The following is a 20,386-nucleotide window of genomic DNA, read 5'->3' on the forward strand; positions in this document are numbered from 1 at the left end:
ACGGGGAAATCGCGCTGGGAGTTGCCCATGGATGTCAGCCGTCTGCCCTTCGATAGCGAGGCGATGCTCGCCGGGTTGCGGCGTTGGGTCGAGTGCGAAAGCCCGACCTGGGACACGCCGGCGGTCAACCGCATGCTGGATATTGCGAGCGGCGAGTTGGCGACGATGGGCGCCAAGGTCGACCGTATTGCCGGGCGGATGGGCCGCGGGGATTGCGTGCGGGCGCGGTTCGGCGCGGGCGATGGTCCTGGATTATTGGTGATGGCGCATCTGGATACGGTGCATCCCATCGGCACGCTGGCCCAATTGCCATTCCGGCGGGAAGGCGAGAAATGCTACGGGCCCGGCATTTGCGACATGAAGGGTGGGACCTACGCCGCGTTCGAGGCGATCCGGCAGTTGCTGGCGGCCGGCGCGTTGCCGATGCCGCTGACGGTGCTGCTGACGCCGGATGAGGAGATCGGCAGCCCCTCCAGCCGCGCGCTGATCGAGGCGGAGTCGGCCAAGGCGCACCACGTGCTGGTGCCAGAGCCGGCGCGGGGCGACGGCGGGGTGGTGAGCGGGCGCTATGCGATAGCGCGGTTCGACCTGGTGGCGACGGGGACGCCGAGCCATGCGGGATCGCGGTTGAAGGACGGGCGGTCCGCCATTGCGGAGATGGCGCGACAGACCCTGGCGATCGAGGCGATGACGACGGACGACTGCACGTTCAGCGTGGGGGTGATCCATGGCGGACAGTGGGTGAACTGCGTGGCGACCACCTGCACGGGGGAAGCGCTGTCGATGGCGAAGCGACAGGCGGACCTGGATCGTGGCGTGTCGGCGATGCTGGCGCTGGCGGGCAGCCCGGGCGGGGCCAGTTTTGCCGTGACGCGCGGGGTGACCCGGCCGGTGTGGGAGCCGAGTGAGGCGACACTGCACATGGTGGACACGGCGCGGGGAATCGCGGCCGAGATGGGGTATGCGCTGACGCATCAGAGCGCTGGCGGCGGGTCGGACGGTAATTTCAGCGGGGCGATGGGAATTCCGACGCTGGACGGGCTGGGCGTGCGGGGCGATGGGGTGCACACGCTGGGCGAATACATCGTGGTGGATAGTCTGGCGCAGAGCGCTCGGTTGATCGCCGGGTTGCTGGACGCCTATCGCTAGACCCAGCCATGCGCACCGGGCGCTGGTGGAGATCGTTGCGGGCGGGGTAGTTCCTGCTCGTCAACGAGTGGCTATGCGGGAGAGTTCGGCCCATCGAGCGGGCCGGCGCCGACGGAGCAACCCCCCGGGAATCTCTCAGGCACCAAGGACCGCATAGCGAGACGATCTGGAGAGAGGCGCTTCGAGCGTCCACCGAAGGGGAAGCCCGGCATTTCGATGCCGGGGCGAGCTCTCAGGTACAGCGACAGATGGGGACCGCCGGGCTGGCCTTTCGGGGCTGGTCCATGTCGTTCTCTGGTCGCGAGTTTATACCGCCATGGCCCATATTGCCGTCATCGGCGCCGGAATTACCGGTGTTACTACCGCCTATGCCCTGCTGGACAAGGGCTACGACGTCACCGTGTTCGACCGCCATCGCTATGCGGCGATGGAGACGTCGTTCGCCAATGGCGGGCAGCTTTCCGCCAGCAATGCGGAGGTTTGGAACAGCGGCGGGACGATCCTGAAGGGATTGAAATGGCTGGGCCGGGCGGAGGCGCCGCTGCTGATGAACCCGAAGCCGGGCTGGCACAAATACTCCTGGCTGGCGCAGTTTGCCGCGGCGATCCCGAATTACCGCCGCAACACGATCGAGACGACGCGGCTGGCCATTCAGGCCCGGCAGCATTTGTTCGACATGGCGGCGCGGGAGGCGATCGACTTCAACCACGAAACCCGTGGCATCCTGCACGTGTATCGGGACAGGGCGAGTTTTAACCACGCCAGCCGGGTGAATGGGCTGCTGACACAGGGCGGGCTGGATCGTCGGGCGGTGACGCCGGCAGAAATCCGGGCGATCGAGCCGACGCTGGCGGGGGACTACTTCGGCGGGTTCTTCACGCCATCCGATTCGACCGGTGACATTCACAAATTCACGCGTGGGCTGGCAGAGGCGTGCGCGCGGCGTGGGGCATCGTTCGAATACGACAGCGACGTGCTGGGCATCGATGCGGTGGACTCGGGGGTTTCGATCCAGACGGTAAATGGGGTGCACCACTGCAATGGGGTGGTAATCTGCGCGGGCATTGCGAGCCGCCGGTTTGCTGCGATGCTGGGCGATCGGGTGAACATCTATCCGGTGAAGGGCTATTCCATCACCGTGGGGTTGCGCGGCGATGCCGACCAGAAGGCTGCGCCGTGGGTAAGCCTGCTGGACGATGCGGCGAAGATCGTGACCAGCCGGTTGGGGGCCGATCGGTTTCGCGTGGCGGGGACGGCGGAGTTCAATGGCGAGAACCGCGACATCCGCGCCGACCGGATTGCCCCACTGGTAGAGTGGACGCGGCGGATGTTTCCGGGTGTCGGCACCGGGGAGGTGACGCCATGGGCCGGGCTGCGGCCGATGATGCCGACCATGCTGCCCCGGGTCGGCGCCGGGAAGCGGCCGGGCGTGTTCTACAATACCGGGCACGGGCATCTGGGCTGGACGCTGTCCGCCGTAACCGCCGCGATGGTAGCGGAGGCGATGCAGGCCTCGCCTCGCCCGGCGCGCGCGGTGGCGCCGGCGGGTGGGCGGATGCTGCCGGCCGGGTAAGCGCGGCTTTACATCGGGGCCGCGGCGCCTAGCCTGCGCGCGGTCACGGCGATGGATGGGGGCGCGATGACGGATTCGCCGGGGTACGACGCGATCGTCATTGGCGCGGGGGCAGCGGGATTGTTGGCGAGCCTGCGCGCGGCGTCTTTGGGCGCGGAGGTGCTGCTGCTGGATGACGCCGCGGGGGATAGTTCGAACCTGGCTGCCAGCAGCGGCTTGTTCTCAGCCGCGGGGACGCGGACCCAGGCGGCGGCTGGCATTACCGACAGCGCGGCATTGTGGGCTGCCGATATCGCTCGGAAAACCGAGGGCGCGTTCGACCCGGCGATGGTGCGCATCGTCACCACCCGCGCGGCGGATGCGGCGCATTTTCTGGCCGATACAATCGGGTTGACGCTGCATGTGGCGACGATCCCGGTGCCGGGGCATAGCGCGGCCCGGCTGCATGCGACGGCGGGCGAGAGCGGACGGGAAATGGCGGCCCTGCTGATGGCTGCGGCACAGGCGATGCCCGGGCTGACGGTGCTGAAGGGCGTGGAAGCGACGGGATTGTTGACCGAGCACGGCGCGGTGATGGGCGTGCAGACTGGCAGCACCGGGTATCGTGCGCGCTGGACGCTGCTCGCCTGCGGCGGGTTTGCGGGCAATGACGCGATGATCGCGCGCTACATGCCGGAGATGGTGGGCGCGCATAATATTGGGCTGGGCCGCAATGACGGCCGGGCGCTGGCCTGGGGTGAGGCGTTGGGCGGCGCGTTGCTGTTCATGGAGGGCTACCAGGGCCAGGGCCATGTGACGGTGGACGGGCTGGGGCGATTGGGGCCGGGGCTGACGTCGCTGGGCGCCATCGTGGTGAATGCGCGGGGCGAGCGGTTCGCCGATGAGTCGATGGGGCCGTCCGAATTCGGTGCCTTCGTGCTGGCGCAACCCGGCGGATGGGCGGTGGAGGTGTTCGACGAGGCGATGCACCAGAGCGCGATGAGCATGGGGCCGTATCGCGAGACGGTGGCGCGGGGCTGCGTGGTGAAGGCGGTGGATGCCGCCGCACTGGCAGCCGCGTTCGGCCTGCCAGAAACGGCGTTGAGCGCGACTTTGGCGGCGTATCATGATGCCGGGCCGCAGGACCCGTTCGGGCGGGCGCCGCGTAGGCCTGTCCTACCGCCCTATCGCGCGGCGAAGATCACGGGCGGGATGGCGCATACGCAGGGTGGGCTGCGGGTGGATGATGGTGCCCGCGTGCTGCGAGCGGACGGCACGGTTGTTGCTGGCCTGTTGGCCGCGGGCGGCGCGGCCGCTGGCGTGTCGGGGCGTGGGGCTGCCGGTTACATCCCGGGTAACGGGTTGGGACAGGCCTTCGCGCTGGGGCTGGCAGCGGGCGAGACGATCGCCGCGCAGGGTTGAGAAGGGTCGTAGGATGACGGATGCGCTGGGGTCGAGGATGGTGTTCGGGGTGTTGGTGCCGTCCACCAACACCGCGGTGCAGCCGGAATATGATTCGATGCGGCCGCCCGGCGTTACCAATCACATTTCCCGCATCATCATTCCGAACAACCCGGTCAACAGCGACGCCGATTTCAGCCAGCTTATGAACGATATCCGCGGCGCCACGATGGCGGCGGTCGACGCGATCGTGACCTGCGAGCCGGACGCATTGATCATGGGCATGTCGGCGGAGACGTTCTGGGATGGGGTGGATGGCGCGAACACCCTGCAGGACAAGCTGCAGACGGCGGCGGGGGGTCGCAAGGTGACGATGGCGTCCGATGCGTGCCAGGCGGCGCTGCGGTGTTACGATGGGGTGAAGCGGGTTGCGGTGATCACGCCCTACATGCCGGTGGGCGACGCGCAGGTGCATCGCTTCTTTACCGAGTGCGGGTTCGATGTGTCCGTGGTGCACGGATTGCGCTGCAGCAGCCCGACGGCGATCGCCAATGTGTCGGAGGCGAGCTTGCGTGATGCGATCCTGGCGGTGGATGGGCCGAATGTGGATGCCATCGTGCAGGTCGGCACCAATCTGGCCATGGCGCGGCTGGCTGCGGTGGCGGAGGAATGGCTAGGCAAGCCCGTGCTGGCGATCAACACCGCGACCTACTGGCACGCCCTGCGCAGCCACGGGATTGGTGATCGCGTTGGCGGTTATGGTTCCCTGTTGGAGCGGTTCTAGGCACGATGAATTTCGTTCTGCTTCCCGGCTTCATGCTGGATTACGCGCTGTGGGATGACATGGCGGAGGCGCTGGGCGGCGTCGGCACGCTGCATTTCGGCGATCTGCGGTTCGGGCATACGATCGCGGAGATGGCGGAACAGGTATTGGCAACGGCCCCTGCCCGCTTCGTGCTGATAGGATTTTCCATGGGCGGCTACGTGGCGCGGGAGATGGTGCGGATGGCGCCGAATCGGGTGTCCGCGCTGGTCCTGGTGGGCACATCGTCGCGCGCCGACAAGCCGGAGCGGGCGGAGCGCAAGGCCGAAGCGGTGAAGCGGGTGGGCGACGGGGTGTTCCGCGGCATTAGCCGCGGGGCTGCGGCGGCGGCGCTGCATCCGGATCGGGCGGGTGACACCGTGATGATCGAGCGGATCCGCGCCATGGGCATTCGCATGGGGGGCGAGGCGTTCGTCCGGCAATTGCAGATCAAACGCGCCAGCGATACCGACCGGTTGGGGGAGATCCATTGCCGCACGCTGGTGATCGCCGCGGCGCAGGATGGGTTGCGCAGCCTGGCGGAGCCGGCGGAGTTACGCGACGGCATCCCGGGCGCGACGATGCAGGTGATCGAAGGGTCCGGTCACATGATGCCGCTGGAAACACCCCAGCAATTGACGCAGATCATCTTGGATTGGCTGGGTTAGGCGCGGGCGAAGCGGGGTAGCGTGGTCGCCAGATAGACTCCGGCGCTTAGTAGGGTAATCCAAAAGCTGCTGGGCCAGTCGGTGTAGAAGGCCAGGGTGATGCCCAGCCATGCCTCCGCCAAAGAGAACACGGCGGACAGGATGACGCCGGGTAGCACACTGTTGGTCATGCGCTGTGCCGCGGCGGCCGGGCCGACCATGAGGGTGAACACCAGCAACACCCCGACGATCTGCGCGCATTCCGCGGTGGCCAATGCGACGATGGCAAGGAACAGGATCGAGTAGAGCCGTAAGGATACGCCTTTCGCCTCGGCCAATTCCGGTTGCAGGCTGGCGAATAGCAGGGGCCGCGAAATCACCGCGAGGCCGACCAGGGTGATGACGCCCAGCCCCATCAGAGTCCACACCGTTTCCGCGTCGACCGCCAGCACGTTGCCGAACAGCAGCGCGGTCGCCTGTGTGGCGAAAGCGGTGTAGAAATGCAGGAATAACAGGCCGAAACCGAGCGACAACGCCAGCACCAGGCCAATCGCAACGTCCCGCTGGGCGAGTTTTTCACCCATGAACCCCATGCCGATGCCGGCCGCGACCGTCATCCCGACCAAGCCCCAGAGCGGCGCGATGCCGACGAGGAATGCGCCCGTCGCGCCGGTGAAGCCGACATGCGCCAGCGCGTGCCCGGCGAAGGTTTGGCCGCGCAGCACCAGGAAATAGCCAACCATGCCGGAGACGATCGCCACCATCGCCGAGGCGGCGAAGGCGTTGCGCATGAAGTCGTATTCAAGCATGCGCCGCACCCTCGTGGTGATGGTGGTCGTGGTCATGGTCGTGGCGGCGATGATCTCGTTCCAGATCATGGCTACCGGACATGACGAAGATGCGGCCGTTGACGCGCACGACCTCGATCTCCGAGCCGTACAGGCGGGACAGCACGGGGCCGGTGATCACCTCATCCACCGAGCCGAGTGCGGCGTGGCCGCCGCCCAGATACAGCACGCGATCCAGCGCGAACAGTAGCGGGTTCAGTTCGTGCGCGCTGAACAGCACGGTGATCCCGAGTTCGACCTGCAGCGCCTTGGCCAATTCCACCACGCCGCTTTGGTGATGCGGATCGAGGCTGATCAGCGGTTCGTCCAAAAGCAGCAAATGGGGGCGGCATACCAGGGCCTGTGCCAGCAGGAGGCGCTGCCGCTCGCCGCCGGAGGTCTGGCTGAGTTGGCGCCGGGCCAGGCTGCTTGCGCCGACCAGGTCCAGTGCGCGATCAACCTCCATGCGGCCGGCTTTGCCGAGGAAGGGTAGGCCTAAGCGGTGGCCGTCCACCACGCCGGCGACGAACTCCCAGCCGCTGAGCCGCATGGTGGCGACGGCGGCGCGGGCCTGCGGCATGTAGCCGATGGCCGGGTTGCCGCGCGCGGCCGGCTCGCCCAGCACGCGGATGCTGCCGGACGCGGTGGGCAGCAGGCCCAGTATCGCCCGCATCAGCGTTGTCTTGCCGGCACCGTTGGCACCCAGCACGCCGATGAATTCGTGCGGGCCGATATCGAGCGTGACGTCTTGCAGGATGGTGCGCTGGCCCAGCACCAGGCTGGCGTTACGAAGTTCGATTGCGTTCATTGATGCGTTCATTGGCGCGTTCATGGTTTGGGCAGCGCGTGGTCGATCGCGTCCAACTCGGACAGCATCCAGGTTTGGTACGTCTTGCCCGGGGGGGCCGTTTCGGTCGCACCCACGACGGGGATGTGCGACGCCTTGGCGAGGTTCATCATCCGCACCGCGATCCGGTCGGAGGCCTGGCTGTTATAGACCAGCAGCTGCACCTGATGCGTCTTGAGATCGGTTTCGAACGCGGCGATGTTGGAGGCGCTGGGCTCGGTGTCGTTCATCACCGCCAGTTGGAACGGCTGGTTGCGGATTTCCATTCCCAACGCGTTGAACATGTAGCCGAACACTGGCTCGGTCGCGGTCACGGGCGTGCCAGCCAGGCGGGTGCGCAGGGCGGTGATCTTCGCCTGGATCGGCTGCAGCGAGGTCTGAAACTTGGCCAAGTTGGCCTGGTAGATCGTGGCGTGGCCCGGGTCGGCACGGCCGAGTTCATCCGTCAGCGCCTTGGCCATGGCGAGCATGGTGGCCGGGTCGTACCAGATGTGCGGATTGTCGCCGGGCTTCTTGCCGATGAGGTCGGCGACGACGATGGTGGTCCGGGTGTCGCTGCGTGCGGCGCCCAGAAGCTTCGCCATCCAGGGGTCGTAGTCGATGCCATTATAGATCGCGATTCGCGCGGCGGAGATGTTGCGTGCGACCGAGGGGCTCGCCTCGAACAGATGCGGGTCCTGGTCGGGGTTGCTGAGGATGCTGGTAACGGTCGCCTGCGCTCCGGCGATCTGGTGCGCCACGTCGCCGTAGAAATTCTCGGCCGCGACGATGGATTGCGGCGCCGCTGCCCGGCCTTGCATGGGCAGGGCGAACAGGGCGGCAATGGCTGCGACGAACGGGCGGATTTTCATGTGGGGCACCGGACAAGACACTGACGGCCGGCATAGGCCCACAAACGTTATAATGTATCAAGTGTGCCGATACGCCTTTAGGCAGGCACTGTATCCGACCGTGCGATGCTGGAACGGTCTTCCGCGGCGTCCAGGCAGGCATTCACCGCCGAGGTGAGGGAGTCGGAGGTGACGTCTGCCCCGATGGCGGCACGCAGCCGGTCGTCGTGCAGGATGGCCTCGCTGCTGGGCCACAGGCCGATCAGGACGGGCACACCGGGCACCTGCTGGCGGAGGCGGCGCATGAGGTAGCGCAGATGGGTTGGGCTGCCGCTGACTTCGATGTAGCAGATGCAGACCATGGCGATGGCGCTGGCCTCCAACCCCGCGATCTGGCTGCGGGCGACGGCGGTGTGGGGCGCGGCCTTGGCGGCGAGGCCGTGCTTGCGCAGCAATTGGGCGAGCATGGCGGCGGCGGCCTCATCCAGCGGGCCGCGGCCGGCGATGCACAAAACGGGAAAGCCTTCGCCTTTGTCGAAATCCGGGCCGGCGACAGGACGGTGCGGCAGCCGGGTCTCTCGCTCCGGCGGGGCGACAGGTGAGTCTTCCGCTGGGCCGGTTGGTTGATCGCGGTCTTCGTGGCTCTCCAGGTCGGAGACGAGTTCCAGGACGGTTTTCACGACGTCCTGCGCGCGATCGGTCGGGAGCAGGCCGCGATCCACATCGACGGCGGCGAGGCGCAGGCCCTGCAGCACCACCTCGTCGTAATAGGAGGAGAGCGAGCGCTCGCGCAGCAATTGCTCGGCCTGTTCCAGCGCCTCGTCCGCGTCGTTGGCCAGGATGCGCTGGTAGAAGCTTTCGACCGGGGTGAGCGCTGGGCTGTCGCCAAGGATGACGTCGAGGAATTCCAGCCGGGGCACGTGGCGGCCCAGCACGACCAGGCAGAGGGTGAGCGGGGTGGACAGGATGAGGCCGATCGGGCCCCACAGCCACGACCAGAAGATCGCCGCTACCACGACGGATAACGGGGAGAGGCCGGTGCTGTGGCCGTAGATGAACGGCTCCACCACCTGCCCCACCGTCAGTTCGACCACGCCGTAGAGCGCGATCGTCCACAGTGCCATGGACCAGCCCGGGTCGACGGCGCTGGCAAGTGCGATCGGCAGCAGACCGGCCAGCCAGGACCCGACATACGGGACGAAGCGAAGCATCGCGCCCATGATCCCCCACAGCACCGGGTTGGGCACGCCGATTACCAGGAGCCCGGCGCAGATGACGCAGCCAAACCCGGCGTTGATTGCCAATTGGGTGAGGAAGTAGCGACTCAGCCGGCGCCCGGCGTCGTCCAGCGCCAGGGTGGTGCGGTGAAGATCGCTGGAGCCGAACAGGCGGATCAGGCGGTCTCGCAGATCGTCCTGTTGCAGCAGCACGAAGATAGTGACGACGAACACGATCGCGCCGTTCGCCAGCGGGGAGAAGACCGGCGCCAGGACCTCCCGCGCAAGTTGGAGTGGGGAGAGCGGCGGCTCCTGCACCTGCACGGGCACTGGCTTCGGGTCGGCGGAGGGGCTTGGCCTGGGGGTGCTGGCGGGGGGCGGTGGTGCGGGAGGTGCGACGATTTGGACTTGGCGGCCATAGCTGGTGAGCAGGTCCGACAAACGGCCAATGGTGTATTTCTGCACCAAGGTCGCCTTGGTCTCGATCGTGAATTGGTATTTGGGGAGGTTGCCGGCGAGGTTGGCGATCTGCAGCCCGATCAGCCCGGTCAACGCCAGGATGATGCTGAGGGCCACCATCACCGACAGCATGACGGCGACCACCCGCGGCACGTGGATCCGGCGCAGACGATTGACCAACGGCGCCAAGACGAATGACAGCAGGACGGCAAGCGTAATCGGCATGACCACTTCGCGGGCGAAGTAGAGGGCGGTCACGATGACGACGAATACAGCGAGGATTAGGAGTGCTTCGGTGCCGGGGATGCCGGCGGCAGTGACTTTGGCAGCGTTTCGGGACGGCGCTGGCACTCGGTCCGACATCTAGAAACGCCCCGTTTGGATCGAATAAACGTGATCCGGCCCAGGCGGTTGCAACGTTCTGGCGGGGGCAGTGCGCCCCCGCTGACATGTGATGTTTTTGTGGCTAGGCGGCTTTGCGACCGCGGCGGGCTGGGGGTGTGGCGGGCGCCGGCTCCTCCACCTCAATCGCTGGCTTGCGACCCAAACCGATCTTCTTGGCAAGTTCAGACCGATGCTCGGCATAGCGAGGGGCGACCATTGGATAATCGTGGGGAAGGCCCCAACGTTCCCGATACTGCTCCGGCGTCATGTTATAAGACGTTTGAAGATGCCGCTTCAGCATCTTGAGCTTCTTGCCATCTTCCAAACACACGATGTATTCCGGAAAGACGGATTTCTTGATAGGAACTGCGGGCTGAAGCCGTTCTGGTTCCACCTGCTCTGTTCCTGCGGCCATCAAGGTGGTGAAAACCTGTTGGATCAACTCCGGAAGCGCGTCTCGTGAGACGGCGTTATTGGAGACATGAGCAGATACTATCTGTGCCGTCAGCCCGAGTATGGCTTGCGTTGAATTCGTCTCAGCCATCACCAATCGACTCCGGTTGTGTTTGTGCCACGATCTCTGTCACTACATTGCATTACGCTGACTTTTCCACAAGGAAACTTGCAACCACAATCAATATTTTATGCAGTGCAAGACGAGCCGATCCACCGCGGCACTGGTGGGCGGCACGGAGAGATGAAGAAGTAGTCCTAAACCTGTACGAACTGGTATATTAGTCGGTCACCATTCGAAATCCGCGATGAGAGCGATCGCCCATACCGCAGTTCTGCTTGCCGGGGGCTCAGCCGTCCCCGACTGGACGCGAGAGGCATCCGGGACTAGGACACGCGCCTGGCTCGCTACGGATTTGGCACTCTCATCCTTGGACTGCCAAAACGGGCTTGACCAGTCCGGGCACCGCGAGTAGACCGCTGGCACTCCGAGGGTGGGAGTGCCAAAGCTCTTGCTCCGGATTGCAACACACAGTGTTTGATCCACTGAGGAGACACTTCAATGAAGTTCCGTCCTTTGCATGACCGCGTTGTGGTCAAGCGCATCGAAGCCGAAGAAAAGACCGTCGGCGGCATCATCATCCCGGACACGGCGAAGGAAAAGCCCATGCAGGGTGAGATCATCGCCGCAGGACCCGGCGCCCGTAACGAGCAGGGCCAGATCGTCGCCCTGGACGTGAAGGCCGGCGACAAGATCCTGTTCGGCAAGTGGTCGGGCACCGAAGTCAAGATCGACGGCGCCGAGCTGCTGATCATGAAAGAGTCCGACATCATGGGGATCATCGAGGGCTAACACCTGCCCCTCGACCATCCTTCATTCCCCCTAGAAAGGTAGAGATACATGGCAGCGAAAGACGTACGTTTCGGCGGTGATGCTCGCGCACGCATGCTGCGCGGCGTGGACATCCTGGCCGACGCAGTCAAGGTGACCCTGGGGCCCAAGGGCCGCAACGTGGTCATCGACAAGAGCTTCGGCGCACCGCGGATCACCAAGGACGGTGTGACCGTCGCCAAGGAAATCGAGCTTTCCGACAAGTTCGAGAACATGGGCGCGCAGATGCTGCGCGAGGTCGCGACCAAGACGAACGACCTGGCCGGTGACGGCACCACCACCGCGACCGTGCTGGCCCAGGCCGTTGTGCGCGAGGGCGCCAAGGCGGTTGCCGCAGGCATGAACCCGATGGACCTGAAGCGCGGCATCGACATGGCGGTTGCCGCCGTCGTTGACGAGCTGAAGAGCCGCACCCGCAAGATCACGACCGAGGCCGAGACCGCCCAGGTCGGCACGATCTCCGCCAACGGCGAGGCCGATATCGGCCGCATGATCGCCGAAGCGATGCAGAAGGTCGGCAACGAGGGTGTCATCACCGTCGAAGAGGCCAAGGGCATCGACACCGAGCTCGACGTGGTCGAGGGCATGCAGTTCGACCGCGGTTATCTGTCCCCGTACTTCATCACGAATGCGGAAAAGATGATCGCCGAGTTGGATAACCCGTACATCCTGATCCACGAGAAGAAGCTGTCCGGCCTGCAGCCGATGCTGCCGCTGCTGGAGACCGTGGTGCAGTCGGGCCGTCCGCTGCTGATCATCGCCGAGGATGTCGAGGGCGAGGCGCTGGCGACCCTGGTGGTGAACAAGCTGCGCGGTGGGTTGAAGGTCGCGGCCGTGAAGGCACCGGGCTTCGGCGATCGTCGAAAGGCGATGCTGGAAGACCTGGCGATCCTGACCGGCGGCCAGGTGATCTCCGAAGACCTCGGGATCAAGTTGGAGACGGTGACGCTGGACATGCTGGGCCGCGCCAAGCGGATCATCATGGAGAAGGAAAACACCACCGTCGTCGAGGGCGCGGGCGAGGCCGAGGCGATCAAGGGCCGTTGCGCGCAGATCCGTGCGCAGGTGGAGGAGACGACGTCCGACTACGATCGTGAGAAGCTGCAGGAGCGTCTGGCCAAGCTGGCTGGTGGCGTTGCCGTCATCCGCGTCGGTGGTGCGACCGAGGTCGAGGTCAAGGAGCGCAAGGATCGCGTCGACGACGCGCTGCACGCAACCCGTGCGGCCGTCGAAGAAGGCATCGTGCCCGGCGGCGGTGTCGCCCTGGCCCGTGCCAGCCTGATCCTGGCGACGCTGAAGCCCGCCAACGAGGACCAGAAGCTCGGCATCGAGATCGTTCGCAAGGCGGTTCAGGCTCCGCTGCGCCAGATCGCCGAGAACGCTGGCGAAGACGGCGCCGTCATCGCCGGCAAGGTGATCGAGAACGGCGAATACAACTACGGCTTTGACGCTCAGACCGCTGAGTTCAAGGACATGGTTGCGGCCGGCATCATCGACCCGACGAAGGTCGTGCGGACGGCGCTGCAGGATGCGGCCTCGATCGCGGCCCTGCTGATCACCACCGAGGCGATGATCGCCGAGCGTCCGGAGCGTAAGGCCCCGGCCGGCGGCCCGGGTGGCGGCGGCGGCATGGGCGGGATGGGCGGCATGGGCGACATGGACTTCTAAGGAAGAAGTCTTTCGTTCACGAAGAAAGAAGGGGGCGGGCCGCGAGGGCCGCCCCCTTTTACATTGAAGAATGCTGCAGTTGCGAACTCCAGGGCTGCCACAATCCTGTGATTGACTTGTCGTCGCGATGCTGCAATTGATAGGCACCACAATCGCTTCGGCCACCGCCTTGCTGCGCCTTCACCTATTTTTGGGTGCTGTCCGTCAAGTCGTTCTACGGTTCGATTGTCCAAACGTGCCGTACATTCGTACGGCATTCTGACGGAGTTGACGCAGCTATGGCTATGGGTACGGTAAAGTGGTTCAATACCACCAAGGGTTTCGGCTTCATCATGCCGCAGGACGGCGGCAAAGATGTTTTCGTGCATATCACGGCAGTTCAGGCAGCCGGTCTTCGTGGCCTCGATGAGAACCAGAAGGTCAGCTACGACGTTGTGATGGAGCGCGGCAAGGCCGCCGCGAGCAATCTGAAGCTCGCCTAAACAATTTGGCCGGCCCCGTCAGGGCCGGCCATTTTTATGTCTGGGGTGTTGGTGACCAGGCAGCCATTGGCTGAGCCTGGTTTTTTTGTTTTTGGCTTGTCTGCGTTTCAGCCCGTCCATGCCGACGAATCCATACCGGGTGCGGCCGCGGCGACGCGTGACACGGATGCGACCTTGCTGGCACCGCTGGCTTGCATGATGCGTTCGGCATCCGCCCGCTTTTCGGGGGTTGCGGCGTGGACGGCCAGAACCAGTTCGCCGGCTGCGGCTGCTTCGTCCCTGCCCTCCTCCTGGGTGACCTTCGCCGCGGTGCCGGCGGCGTTGGCAGCCAAGGCCGACCCGGCGCCCACAGCAGCCGCGGCAGCGATCGCAAGACCGGCTGCGCCCCCGGTGGCGATCGTGGCCCCCGCCGCTGCCATCGCGCCCACCGCACCCGCCATGCTGGTGCCCATGGTGCGGGCCTGCCTCACATCGGTGTCGGTCATTGGATCGGCGGCGCCCTGGTTCGGGGTGGCGTGGCCGGGCGTGGTGTGGGTGGCGGGTAGACTGAGGTCGGCGCGATCAAACCCGGCGAGGGTCAGTTTCGCGATGGCGTCCTGCATCGCCGCGTCGCTTGGGAAGATCCCTTGTACCTCCTCCACACTCTCTGCCATGGTCGGGCCGGCCTTGCTGGCTGTTTGCTCACTCATGAGACATCTCCTCTGGATGAGGAATGAACGCGCCGTTGGCCCTTTGTGTTCCCCAGGTGTGACACCGGCTACAGCTTCAACTCGATGCCGACGGAGATGACTTGGCTGACCGGGAGGTCGAAATACTCGATCGGCGACAGCCCGGTGCGCCCGAGGAAGAGGTAGAGCCGGCGGAATATGCCGCGCCACCACGTTGGTGCAGGCTTTACCACCACGAGGGGCAGAAAGAAGACGGCCCGCGCGTAGTCGAACGGCAGACCCTCGGCGAGGGCGCGCGACATGACGGGCGGGTGCATAAAGCCGAAGCGTGCGACGCCGCGATAGATGCCGCCGCCCAGATCCTCGATGGTCAGCTGTTCAGCTTCCGGCACGTGAGGCCGCGTCGTCGTCTCCACCCGCAGCAGCAGCACGTTCTCATGGGTGACGTGGGTGCGCAGCCATTCGTGGTGACCGATCATCGGGACCTTGTCCGGGTTCTCGGTCAGGAACACTGCGCCGCCGTGCTCGCGCTGTTGCCAGCATTCCGCCATCTGCTGGAATTCCGGCAGCGGCATCGACAACTTCGCCATGGCCTCGCGAAAACGGGACCGGCCGGTCGTCCAGATCAGCAGGATGGCGAACACCACGCCGCCGATCAGCAGCGGGACCCAGGCGCCGGAGAAGAGTTTGGCCAGGTTCGCGACCAGGAAGCCGCCGTCCATCAGCAGAAATGCTGCCATCAGGGCCAGCGCACGCGGGCGCGACCAACCCCAGACGCAGCGTGTGACGACGTAGAACGTCATCGAGGTGATGGTCATGGTGCCGATCACCGCCAGGCCATAGGCCGAACCGAGCGCGTCGGAGGAGCGGAACCCCAGCACCAACGCCAGGCACCCGACCATCAGCACGTAATTCACCACCGGCAGGTAGATCTGGCCCGGCGTGTTCTCCGATGTGTGGACCACGGCGTAGCGCGGGGCGAACCCCATATTGATCGCCTGCTGGGTGAGCGAGAAGGCGCCGGAGATCAGCGCCTGGGAGGCGATGACCGTCGCCACGGTGGCCAGGGTGACCATGGGATAGAGCGCCCAATGCGGCACCAGGGCGAAAAACGGGTTGGCGGCCTGCGCCGGGTCGGTGAGCAGCGCGGCGCCCTGCCCCAGATAGCTGAGCGCCAGGGAGGGTAGCACGACGACATACCAGGCGACGATGATGGGATGGCGGCCGAAATGGCCGAGGTCGGCGAACAATGCCTCGGTTCCGGAGACGCAGAGGATGACCGCGCCCAGAACGGCGTAACCGGCCCAGCCGTGCCCGACCAACAAGCGCAGCCCGGCGATCGGGTTGAAGGCGGCCAGAACGGCGGGGTGCTGCCATGCCCCGGCGAGGCCCAGGACCGCGATGGCGGCGAACCACAGCAGCATGATCGGGCCGAAGAAGCGGCCGACCTTTTCGGTGCCCAAATGCTGGGACACGAACAGAGCCAGCAGGATGCCGACGGAAATGGGCACGATGAATGGCTCGAACACGGGGCTGGCCAGTTTCAGCCCCTCCACTGCCGACAGGACAGAGATGGCAGGCGTTACCATGCCGTCGCCGTACAGCAGAGCGGAGCCGAGCAGGACGAGGAGCGTGAGCGCGCTCGGCCGGGCGAAGGGCAGCGGGGGCACCTTCGACCGGATGAGGCCCAGCAGGGCCAGGGTGCCGCCCTCGCCTTCGTGGTCGGCGCGCAGGATGAAGCCGGTGTATTTGATGCAGACGATCAGGATCACCGACCACAGGATCAGCGACAGCACGCCGATGATCGATGCCGGGTCGTGTGCGAACGATGGGTCGTTCTGGAAACAGAGTTGCACGGCGTAGAGCGGGCTGGTGCCGATATCGCCGAACACCACGCCCAACGCGCCGAGGGCTACGAGCGGCAACGCCTTTCTGCCGCCCGGGGGCGACGCATCGTTCGACATACTTGGCGGGTCTCCCAGGCGTGCGTCGGTATATAGCCTGTGAAGCCCGAATGGTTGTCCCACGGTGCGCAGCAGAGCGAGACTCGACCCGAATCGTGTAGCGAGTCGCCGGTGCTGGAGGGGACTGGGTGGCGGATTTACCGATTGAGGTTTGGGCGGCGGTCGGCGGAGTGGCGGCGATGCTGCTGCTGGGCGGGCTAATTGCGGTGTTCCGGGTGCTGACGCTGGTGCGCGATCTGCGGCTGATCGCGGAGCACGCGTTGTCCACGGGGCGGGCCGAGGCGGAGGCGACCCGTAGCCAGATGCAGGCGGGCGAGCGCGCCTTGTCGACCCGGTTGGAGCAGGCGCGGCTGGAGGCGCAGGACAATTCCGGCCGGGTGGCGCTGCTGCTGGAGGGCAAGTTGCGCGAGATGGCGGAGGCCAGCGCCGCCCGGCTGCTGGCGATCGAGCATACGGTTGGCAGCCAGTTGCACGCCGCGGTGGAACAGCAGATGACGGCGAGCTTCGGCCGGGTGCTGGAGCAATTTGCCGCCGTGCAGAAGGCGATGGGCGAAGTGGCCGCCGTCAGTGCCGGGATTGGCGATTTGAAGCGGATCTTCTCCAATGTGAAGACGCGGGGCGGCTGGGGCGAAACGCAGTTGCGCGCGTTGCTGGACGATCTGCTGCCGGCTGGCAGTTATGAGGCCAATGTTGCGATCGGCGATGGAAGAATCGTGGAGTTTGCGATCCGGATGCCAGGCCAGGGTGATCTGCGCCCACTGCTGCCGATCGACGCAAAACTGCCGCTGGCGGATTACGAACGCCTGATCGAAGCCGCGGAGGCCGGGGATATGGAGGCCGAGCGCGCAGCCCGGCGTGCGCTGGAAGCCGCGTTGCGGACGGAAGCGCGGCGCATTGCCAGCAAATACATCATGCCGCCCCGCACCACCGAGTTCGCGGTGCTGTACTTGCCCACGGACGGGCTGTACGCCGAGGCGGCGCGGATGCCGGGGCTGGTGGATGATCTGGGGCGCACCCATCGCGTGTTGCTGATGGGTCCGGGGTTGCTGCCCGGGCTGCTGCGTACGGTGCATCTCGGCTACGTCACCCTGTCGCTGGAGCAGAAGGCGGAGCAGATCGGCCGGCTATTGGGCGCCACGCGGCAGGAGATGCTGCGGATGGACGAGGTGTTGGAGCGCCTGGCCCGCAACGCCGGCAGCATGGCCCGCACGATCGAGGATGCGCGGACGCGGACGCGCGTGATGCAGCGAACCCTGCGCGACATGGAGGGCCGCGATATCGCTCCGGCGCCGCTGGATCAGTCGTTGGCGGGGGTTGGCAGCAGCGAGTTCGTCTTTCCGGCGAGCCAGTAATACAGCAGGCCCTCCCACTCATGGGCGGCCAGGTCCAGCGTCGCCAGTTTGCCGCCAAGCGAGGGCGACAGCCGTGTGAGGTTGTCGCGGGAGATGTAGCCGGCGGGCCAGGGCAGCACGTTCCACCCGGCGGCGCGGAACACCGCGACCGAGCGCGGCATGTGGCTGGCGGAGGTGACCAGCGCCCAGATCTCACCCGGCGCCGGGTGCACCAGGTCGCGCGAGAGGGTGGCGTTTTCGGCGGTGGTGCGGGATTTGTCCTCGAACACCACACGGCTGGGCGGCAGGCCGAGATCGGCCAGCAGGATGCGGGCGAAATGCGCCTCGTTGGCGACCTGCTCGATCTGGCCGGAGCCGCCGGTGAACACCAGCTTGGCCGCCGGGTAGCGCTTGGCGAGGATGAGGAAGGTGGTGAGCCGGTTGGCGGCGGCGGCGATGATGGGGGTGCCGCGGTCCAGGCTGGTGAGGTCGTCGATGGAGCCGCCGAGTACGATGATTCCGTCCAGGCGGGGCGGATCCTGGTTGATCGGGGGAAACTGGTCCTCCAACGGGCGAATAGCCCAGCTGTCGACGGGGAGTAACAGGCACGCGGCGAGGCCCAGCACGCCCAGTGCCAAAAGGGCACGGCCGAGCCACCAGCGGCGCAGTAGCCATCCGGCGGTGACGAGTTCGACCAGCAGCGCCGACGGCAGCACCACCAGCGACACCAGCTTCACAGCGACGAAGTTCACGCCGGGTCGTGCTTCGCGCCGTCCAGGGTGCGACGCGCCCGCTCCTCCTCCAGCCGGTCGCGTTCGCGCTCGACAAGGGTGCGGCCGTGGCGAGCACGGTTGGCGACGGCCTCGGCCGATTTCTCGATTCGGGCCTTGTCCTTTCGCACCTGCCGCAAATTGACTATCTCACCCATGGCAGCAGCCTGCCACGAAACCGAGGAGAAGCGTAATGGGCCGGATGATCGAGCTAGCGGCTGAGGATGGCCATAAGCTGGGTGCGTACCAAACCGGCCCGGATGATGCGGTGAAGGGCCTCGTTGTCGTGCAGGAGATCTTTGGCGTGAACGGCCATATGCGCAACGTGTGCGACCAATTCGCCGCGGCGGGCTACGCGGTCATCGCGCCGGCCTTATTCGACCGGGTGCAGCGCGGCGTGGAACTGGGCTACGGCGATGCGGACCGCAAGCGCGGGATCGAACTGCGGTCCGAGGTAACGGCCGAGGCCACCATGGCGGACGTGCATGCTGCCGCCGCCGCGCTGGGGCAGCGTAAGCTTGGGATCGTCGGGTATTGCTGGGGCGGCACCGTTGCCTGGTGGGGCGCGACCCGCAGCAACCGGTTCGAGGCCGCGGTTGGCTGGTATGGCGGCGGGATTGCGGCGACGCGTGAGGAGCATCCGAATTGCGCCGTGCAATTGCATTTTGGCGCCGAGGACCACGGCATTCCGCTATCGGATGTCGAGGCGATCCGTGCCTCTCAACCTGGCGTCGAGATCTACATCTACCAGGGCGCAGGCCATGGTTTCGGCTGTGACGAGCGGGCGAGCTTCGACGCGGATGCTGCCGAGCATGCGCGTGGGCGGACGATGGACTTTCTGGCCCGTCATTTACCTGGCTGACGCTAATTATTGGATGCTAACGAATTCGCACGCGGACGTGAAAACCCTGGGCGCTTGACGGCGTTCTGAACCGGCAAGCAACACCGGAAGGGGTGTCACCCGTGGGTACAATCCTCGTTATTATCCTTATCGTCCTTCTGCTGGGCGGCGGCGGCTATGGCTACAATGCTGGTTGGGGCATGGGACCGACCGGTGGCATCGGCCTGATCGTTCTGATCCTGATCGTTCTGCTGGTCTTGGGCCGAATCTAGCCCGCGACAAACCCCTCTCCCATCCGTGGGAGAGGGGCTTCTGGTGGCCATTACCCCAGGACGCGGCCGGCTACGGCGTCGAGACGACTCATCAGTGCCGGATCGCGAGCGCTGATGGGCGTCGAGATCGAGAAATCCAGGACGCGGTCACAGCCCGCCGGGCATGGCCCACGGGATACCCCGACCAAGGGCACTACGGCGCGAACCAAGGCGCGGGCTTTGTCGGCATTGCTCGACATGACCGAGACGATCTGGTCGACGGTGACGTGGCCGTGGTCCGGATGCCAGCAGTCATAATCCGTGACCATTGCGACGGTGGCGTAGCAAAGCTCCGCCTCTCGGGCGAGTTTGGCCTCCGGCATGTTGGTCATGCCAATGACGTCGCAGCCCCAACTCCGGTATAGATTACTCTCGGCCTTGGTGGAGAATTGCGGGCCCTCCATCACGAGGTAGGTCCCGCCACGGGTTACCGGCAGGCCTAGATCCCGGGCGGATGCCTCCAGCGCGTCGCCCAGGCGGGGGCAAACTGGGTCGGCCACGCTCACATGGGCGACGCAGCCCTGGCCGAAGAAGCTTTTTTCCCGGGCGAAGCTGCGGTCGATGAATTGGTCGACGATGACGAAGTGGCCGGGAGGATACTCCTCCTTCAGGCTGCCGACCGCGGAGAGCGACAGCACGTCGGTCACGCCCGACCGTTTCAGCGCATCGATGTTGGCGCGGTAGTTGAGGTGGCTGGGGGAGAGGCGGTGGCCCCGGCCGTGGCGCGGCAGGAAGACGCATTGCACGCCGTCCAATCTGCCGAACAGCAATTCGTCCGACGGTTCGCCCCACGGTGTTGGAACGTGCCGCCATTCCTTGGCCTCCAGCCCGTCGATGTCATACAGACCAGAGCCGCCGATGATGCCGATCACCGGCTGAATGCTATCCATG

At 65.8% G+C, this 20,386-nt stretch carries 21 protein-coding genes and 1 riboswitch; of the genes, 11 read left to right on the forward strand and 10 right to left on the reverse strand.

Annotated elements, in window-relative coordinates:
* The first annotated feature begins 27 nt into the window (after window positions 1–27).
* From GSQ76_RS09735 to GSQ76_RS09755, 5 genes are all read left to right on the forward strand, one after another.
* Window positions 28–1,149: a M20/M25/M40 family metallo-hydrolase gene (locus GSQ76_RS09735; RefSeq protein WP_158743717.1), complete on the forward strand. Its 1,122-nt coding sequence runs from the start codon at window positions 28–30 to the stop codon at window positions 1,147–1,149.
* Between the two features lie 66 nt (window positions 1,150–1,215).
* A riboswitch (glycine riboswitch) is annotated at window positions 1,216–1,311 on the forward strand.
* A gap of 154 nt (window positions 1,312–1,465) precedes the next feature.
* Window positions 1,466–2,722 carry a D-amino acid dehydrogenase gene (locus tag GSQ76_RS09740; protein ID WP_158743718.1) on the forward strand — a complete coding sequence of 419 codons (1,257 nt, stop codon included), beginning with the start codon at window positions 1,466–1,468 and terminating at the stop codon, window positions 2,720–2,722.
* A 66-nt stretch (window positions 2,723–2,788) separates the two neighbouring features.
* The gene (locus GSQ76_RS09745) at window positions 2,789–4,123 is read left to right on the forward strand and encodes an FAD-dependent oxidoreductase (RefSeq protein WP_158743719.1); all 1,335 of its coding nucleotides are present in this window, start codon (window positions 2,789–2,791) and stop codon (window positions 4,121–4,123) included.
* A gap of 13 nt (window positions 4,124–4,136) precedes the next feature.
* Window positions 4,137–4,886, forward strand: coding sequence for an arylmalonate decarboxylase (locus GSQ76_RS09750; RefSeq protein WP_158743720.1), 750 nt, complete (start codon window positions 4,137–4,139; stop codon window positions 4,884–4,886).
* 5 nt (window positions 4,887–4,891) lie between these two features.
* Window positions 4,892–5,572 (forward strand): alpha/beta fold hydrolase, encoded by a 681-nt coding sequence (locus GSQ76_RS09755; RefSeq protein WP_158743721.1) that lies wholly within the window; start codon window positions 4,892–4,894, stop codon window positions 5,570–5,572.
* On the opposite strand, the gene GSQ76_RS09760 is transcribed toward GSQ76_RS09755, so the two are convergent.
* From GSQ76_RS09760 to GSQ76_RS09780, 5 genes are all read right to left on the reverse strand, one after another.
* On the reverse strand, window positions 5,569–6,429 hold the full coding sequence (locus GSQ76_RS09760) for a metal ABC transporter permease (RefSeq protein ID WP_408836379.1): 861 nt from the start codon (window positions 6,427–6,429) through the stop codon (window positions 5,569–5,571). The two genes, GSQ76_RS09755 and GSQ76_RS09760, sit on opposite strands and share 4 nt — an antisense overlap.
* Complete coding sequence (locus tag GSQ76_RS09765) at window positions 6,353–7,186, reverse strand: metal ABC transporter ATP-binding protein (RefSeq protein ID WP_158743722.1); 834 nt, start codon at window positions 7,184–7,186, stop codon at window positions 6,353–6,355. Before GSQ76_RS09765 ends, GSQ76_RS09760 begins: the two co-directional genes overlap by 77 nt.
* 20 nt (window positions 7,187–7,206) lie before the next feature.
* Window positions 7,207–8,076, reverse strand: coding sequence for a metal ABC transporter solute-binding protein, Zn/Mn family (locus GSQ76_RS09770; RefSeq protein ID WP_158743723.1), 870 nt, complete (start codon window positions 8,074–8,076; stop codon window positions 7,207–7,209).
* A 77-nt stretch (window positions 8,077–8,153) separates the two neighbouring features.
* Window positions 8,154–10,094, reverse strand: a complete 1,941-nt coding sequence (locus GSQ76_RS09775; protein WP_158743724.1) for an AI-2E family transporter — start codon at window positions 10,092–10,094, stop codon at window positions 8,154–8,156.
* 103 nt (window positions 10,095–10,197) lie between these two features.
* The gene (locus GSQ76_RS09780) at window positions 10,198–10,659 is read right to left on the reverse strand and encodes a MucR family transcriptional regulator (RefSeq protein WP_158743725.1); all 462 of its coding nucleotides are present in this window, start codon (window positions 10,657–10,659) and stop codon (window positions 10,198–10,200) included.
* 471 nt (window positions 10,660–11,130) lie between these two features.
* On the opposite strand from GSQ76_RS09780, the gene groES reads away from it, so the two are divergent.
* From groES to GSQ76_RS09795, 3 genes are all read left to right on the forward strand, one after another.
* Window positions 11,131–11,421 carry a co-chaperone GroES gene (groES, locus tag GSQ76_RS09785; protein ID WP_158743726.1) on the forward strand — a complete coding sequence of 97 codons (291 nt, stop codon included), beginning with the start codon at window positions 11,131–11,133 and terminating at the stop codon, window positions 11,419–11,421.
* Window positions 11,422–11,469: 48 nt separating this feature from the next.
* Window positions 11,470–13,128 carry a chaperonin GroEL gene (gene groL, locus GSQ76_RS09790; RefSeq protein WP_158743727.1) on the forward strand — a complete coding sequence of 553 codons (1,659 nt, stop codon included), beginning with the start codon at window positions 11,470–11,472 and terminating at the stop codon, window positions 13,126–13,128.
* A gap of 278 nt (window positions 13,129–13,406) precedes the next feature.
* On the forward strand, window positions 13,407–13,610 hold the full coding sequence (locus GSQ76_RS09795) for a cold-shock protein (protein ID WP_158743728.1): 204 nt from the start codon (window positions 13,407–13,409) through the stop codon (window positions 13,608–13,610).
* A 107-nt stretch (window positions 13,611–13,717) separates the two neighbouring features.
* Here GSQ76_RS09795 and GSQ76_RS09800 read toward each other — a convergent pair whose 3' ends face one another.
* Entirely contained in the window at window positions 13,718–14,299 is a 582-nt protein-coding gene (locus GSQ76_RS09800; protein ID WP_158743729.1) for a hypothetical protein, read from the reverse strand.
* Window positions 14,300–14,367: 68 nt separating this feature from the next.
* The gene (locus tag GSQ76_RS09805) at window positions 14,368–16,242 is read right to left on the reverse strand and encodes a potassium transporter Kup (protein WP_158743730.1); all 1,875 of its coding nucleotides are present in this window, start codon (window positions 16,240–16,242) and stop codon (window positions 14,368–14,370) included.
* Window positions 16,243–16,421: 179 nt separating this feature from the next.
* Between GSQ76_RS09805 and GSQ76_RS09810 the strand changes: the two genes are divergently transcribed.
* The gene (locus GSQ76_RS09810) at window positions 16,422–17,594 is read left to right on the forward strand and encodes a DNA recombination protein RmuC (RefSeq protein ID WP_158743866.1); all 1,173 of its coding nucleotides are present in this window, start codon (window positions 16,422–16,424) and stop codon (window positions 17,592–17,594) included.
* Here the strand turns inward: GSQ76_RS09810 and GSQ76_RS09815 are convergent.
* The gene (locus GSQ76_RS09815; protein ID WP_158743731.1) at window positions 17,540–18,325 is read right to left on the reverse strand and encodes a YdcF family protein; all 786 of its coding nucleotides are present in this window, start codon (window positions 18,323–18,325) and stop codon (window positions 17,540–17,542) included. The two genes, GSQ76_RS09810 and GSQ76_RS09815, sit on opposite strands and share 55 nt — an antisense overlap.
* The gene (locus GSQ76_RS09820) at window positions 18,322–18,501 is read right to left on the reverse strand and encodes a DUF4169 family protein (protein ID WP_158743732.1); all 180 of its coding nucleotides are present in this window, start codon (window positions 18,499–18,501) and stop codon (window positions 18,322–18,324) included. Before GSQ76_RS09820 ends, GSQ76_RS09815 begins: the two co-directional genes overlap by 4 nt.
* Window positions 18,502–18,536: 35 nt before the next feature.
* Here GSQ76_RS09820 and GSQ76_RS09825 point away from each other — a divergent pair, with 35 nt between their 5' ends.
* Both GSQ76_RS09825 and GSQ76_RS09830 read left to right on the forward strand, forming a co-directional pair.
* On the forward strand, window positions 18,537–19,205 hold the full coding sequence (locus GSQ76_RS09825; protein WP_158743733.1) for a dienelactone hydrolase family protein: 669 nt from the start codon (window positions 18,537–18,539) through the stop codon (window positions 19,203–19,205).
* 101 nt (window positions 19,206–19,306) lie between these two features.
* A complete protein-coding gene (locus GSQ76_RS09830; protein WP_158743734.1) occupies window positions 19,307–19,456 on the forward strand; it encodes a DUF3309 family protein in 150 nt (49 codons plus the stop codon).
* A 50-nt stretch (window positions 19,457–19,506) separates the two neighbouring features.
* Here GSQ76_RS09830 and GSQ76_RS09835 read toward each other — a convergent pair whose 3' ends face one another.
* On the reverse strand, window positions 19,507–20,385 hold the full coding sequence (locus tag GSQ76_RS09835) for an S-methyl-5'-thioadenosine phosphorylase (protein WP_158743735.1): 879 nt from the start codon (window positions 20,383–20,385) through the stop codon (window positions 19,507–19,509).
* Window position 20,386 lies beyond the last annotated feature (1 nt).

The sequence above is a fragment of the Acidisphaera sp. L21 genome (assembly GCF_009765685.1).
GTDB lineage: Bacteria > Pseudomonadota > Alphaproteobacteria > Acetobacterales > Acetobacteraceae > LMUY01.

What these genes read in the sequence shown, in the direction of transcription:
- GSQ76_RS09735 (WP_158743717.1), top strand. Translation starts at nt 28, where the DNA reads ATGGATGTCAGCCGTCTGCCCTTCGATAGCGAGGCGATGCTCGCCGGG.
- GSQ76_RS09740 (WP_158743718.1), top strand. Translation starts at nt 1,466, where the DNA reads ATGGCCCATATTGCCGTCATCGGCGCCGGAATTACCGGTGTTACTACC.
- GSQ76_RS09745 (WP_158743719.1), top strand. Translation starts at nt 2,789, where the DNA reads ATGACGGATTCGCCGGGGTACGACGCGATCGTCATTGGCGCGGGGGCA.
- GSQ76_RS09750 (WP_158743720.1), top strand. Translation starts at nt 4,137, where the DNA reads ATGACGGATGCGCTGGGGTCGAGGATGGTGTTCGGGGTGTTGGTGCCG.
- GSQ76_RS09755 (WP_158743721.1), top strand. Translation starts at nt 4,892, where the DNA reads ATGAATTTCGTTCTGCTTCCCGGCTTCATGCTGGATTACGCGCTGTGG.
- GSQ76_RS09760 (WP_408836379.1), bottom strand. Translation starts at nt 6,429, where the DNA reads ATGATCTGGAACGAGATCATCGCCGCCACGACCATGACCACGACCACC.
- GSQ76_RS09765 (WP_158743722.1), bottom strand. Translation starts at nt 7,186, where the DNA reads ATGAACGCAATCGAACTTCGTAACGCCAGCCTGGTGCTGGGCCAGCGC.
- GSQ76_RS09770 (WP_158743723.1), bottom strand. Translation starts at nt 8,076, where the DNA reads ATGAAAATCCGCCCGTTCGTCGCAGCCATTGCCGCCCTGTTCGCCCTG.
- GSQ76_RS09775 (WP_158743724.1), bottom strand. Translation starts at nt 10,094, where the DNA reads ATGTCGGACCGAGTGCCAGCGCCGTCCCGAAACGCTGCCAAAGTCACT.
- GSQ76_RS09780 (WP_158743725.1), bottom strand. Translation starts at nt 10,659, where the DNA reads ATGGCTGAGACGAATTCAACGCAAGCCATACTCGGGCTGACGGCACAG.
- groES (WP_158743726.1), top strand. Translation starts at nt 11,131, where the DNA reads ATGAAGTTCCGTCCTTTGCATGACCGCGTTGTGGTCAAGCGCATCGAA.
- groL (WP_158743727.1), top strand. Translation starts at nt 11,470, where the DNA reads ATGGCAGCGAAAGACGTACGTTTCGGCGGTGATGCTCGCGCACGCATG.
- GSQ76_RS09795 (WP_158743728.1), top strand. Translation starts at nt 13,407, where the DNA reads ATGGCTATGGGTACGGTAAAGTGGTTCAATACCACCAAGGGTTTCGGC.
- GSQ76_RS09800 (WP_158743729.1), bottom strand. Translation starts at nt 14,299, where the DNA reads ATGAGTGAGCAAACAGCCAGCAAGGCCGGCCCGACCATGGCAGAGAGT.
- GSQ76_RS09805 (WP_158743730.1), bottom strand. Translation starts at nt 16,242, where the DNA reads ATGTCGAACGATGCGTCGCCCCCGGGCGGCAGAAAGGCGTTGCCGCTC.
- GSQ76_RS09810 (WP_158743866.1), top strand. Translation starts at nt 16,422, where the DNA reads ATGCTGCTGCTGGGCGGGCTAATTGCGGTGTTCCGGGTGCTGACGCTG.
- GSQ76_RS09820 (WP_158743732.1), bottom strand. Translation starts at nt 18,501, where the DNA reads ATGGGTGAGATAGTCAATTTGCGGCAGGTGCGAAAGGACAAGGCCCGA.
- GSQ76_RS09825 (WP_158743733.1), top strand. Translation starts at nt 18,537, where the DNA reads ATGGGCCGGATGATCGAGCTAGCGGCTGAGGATGGCCATAAGCTGGGT.
- GSQ76_RS09835 (WP_158743735.1), bottom strand. Translation starts at nt 20,385, where the DNA reads ATGGATAGCATTCAGCCGGTGATCGGCATCATCGGCGGCTCTGGTCTG.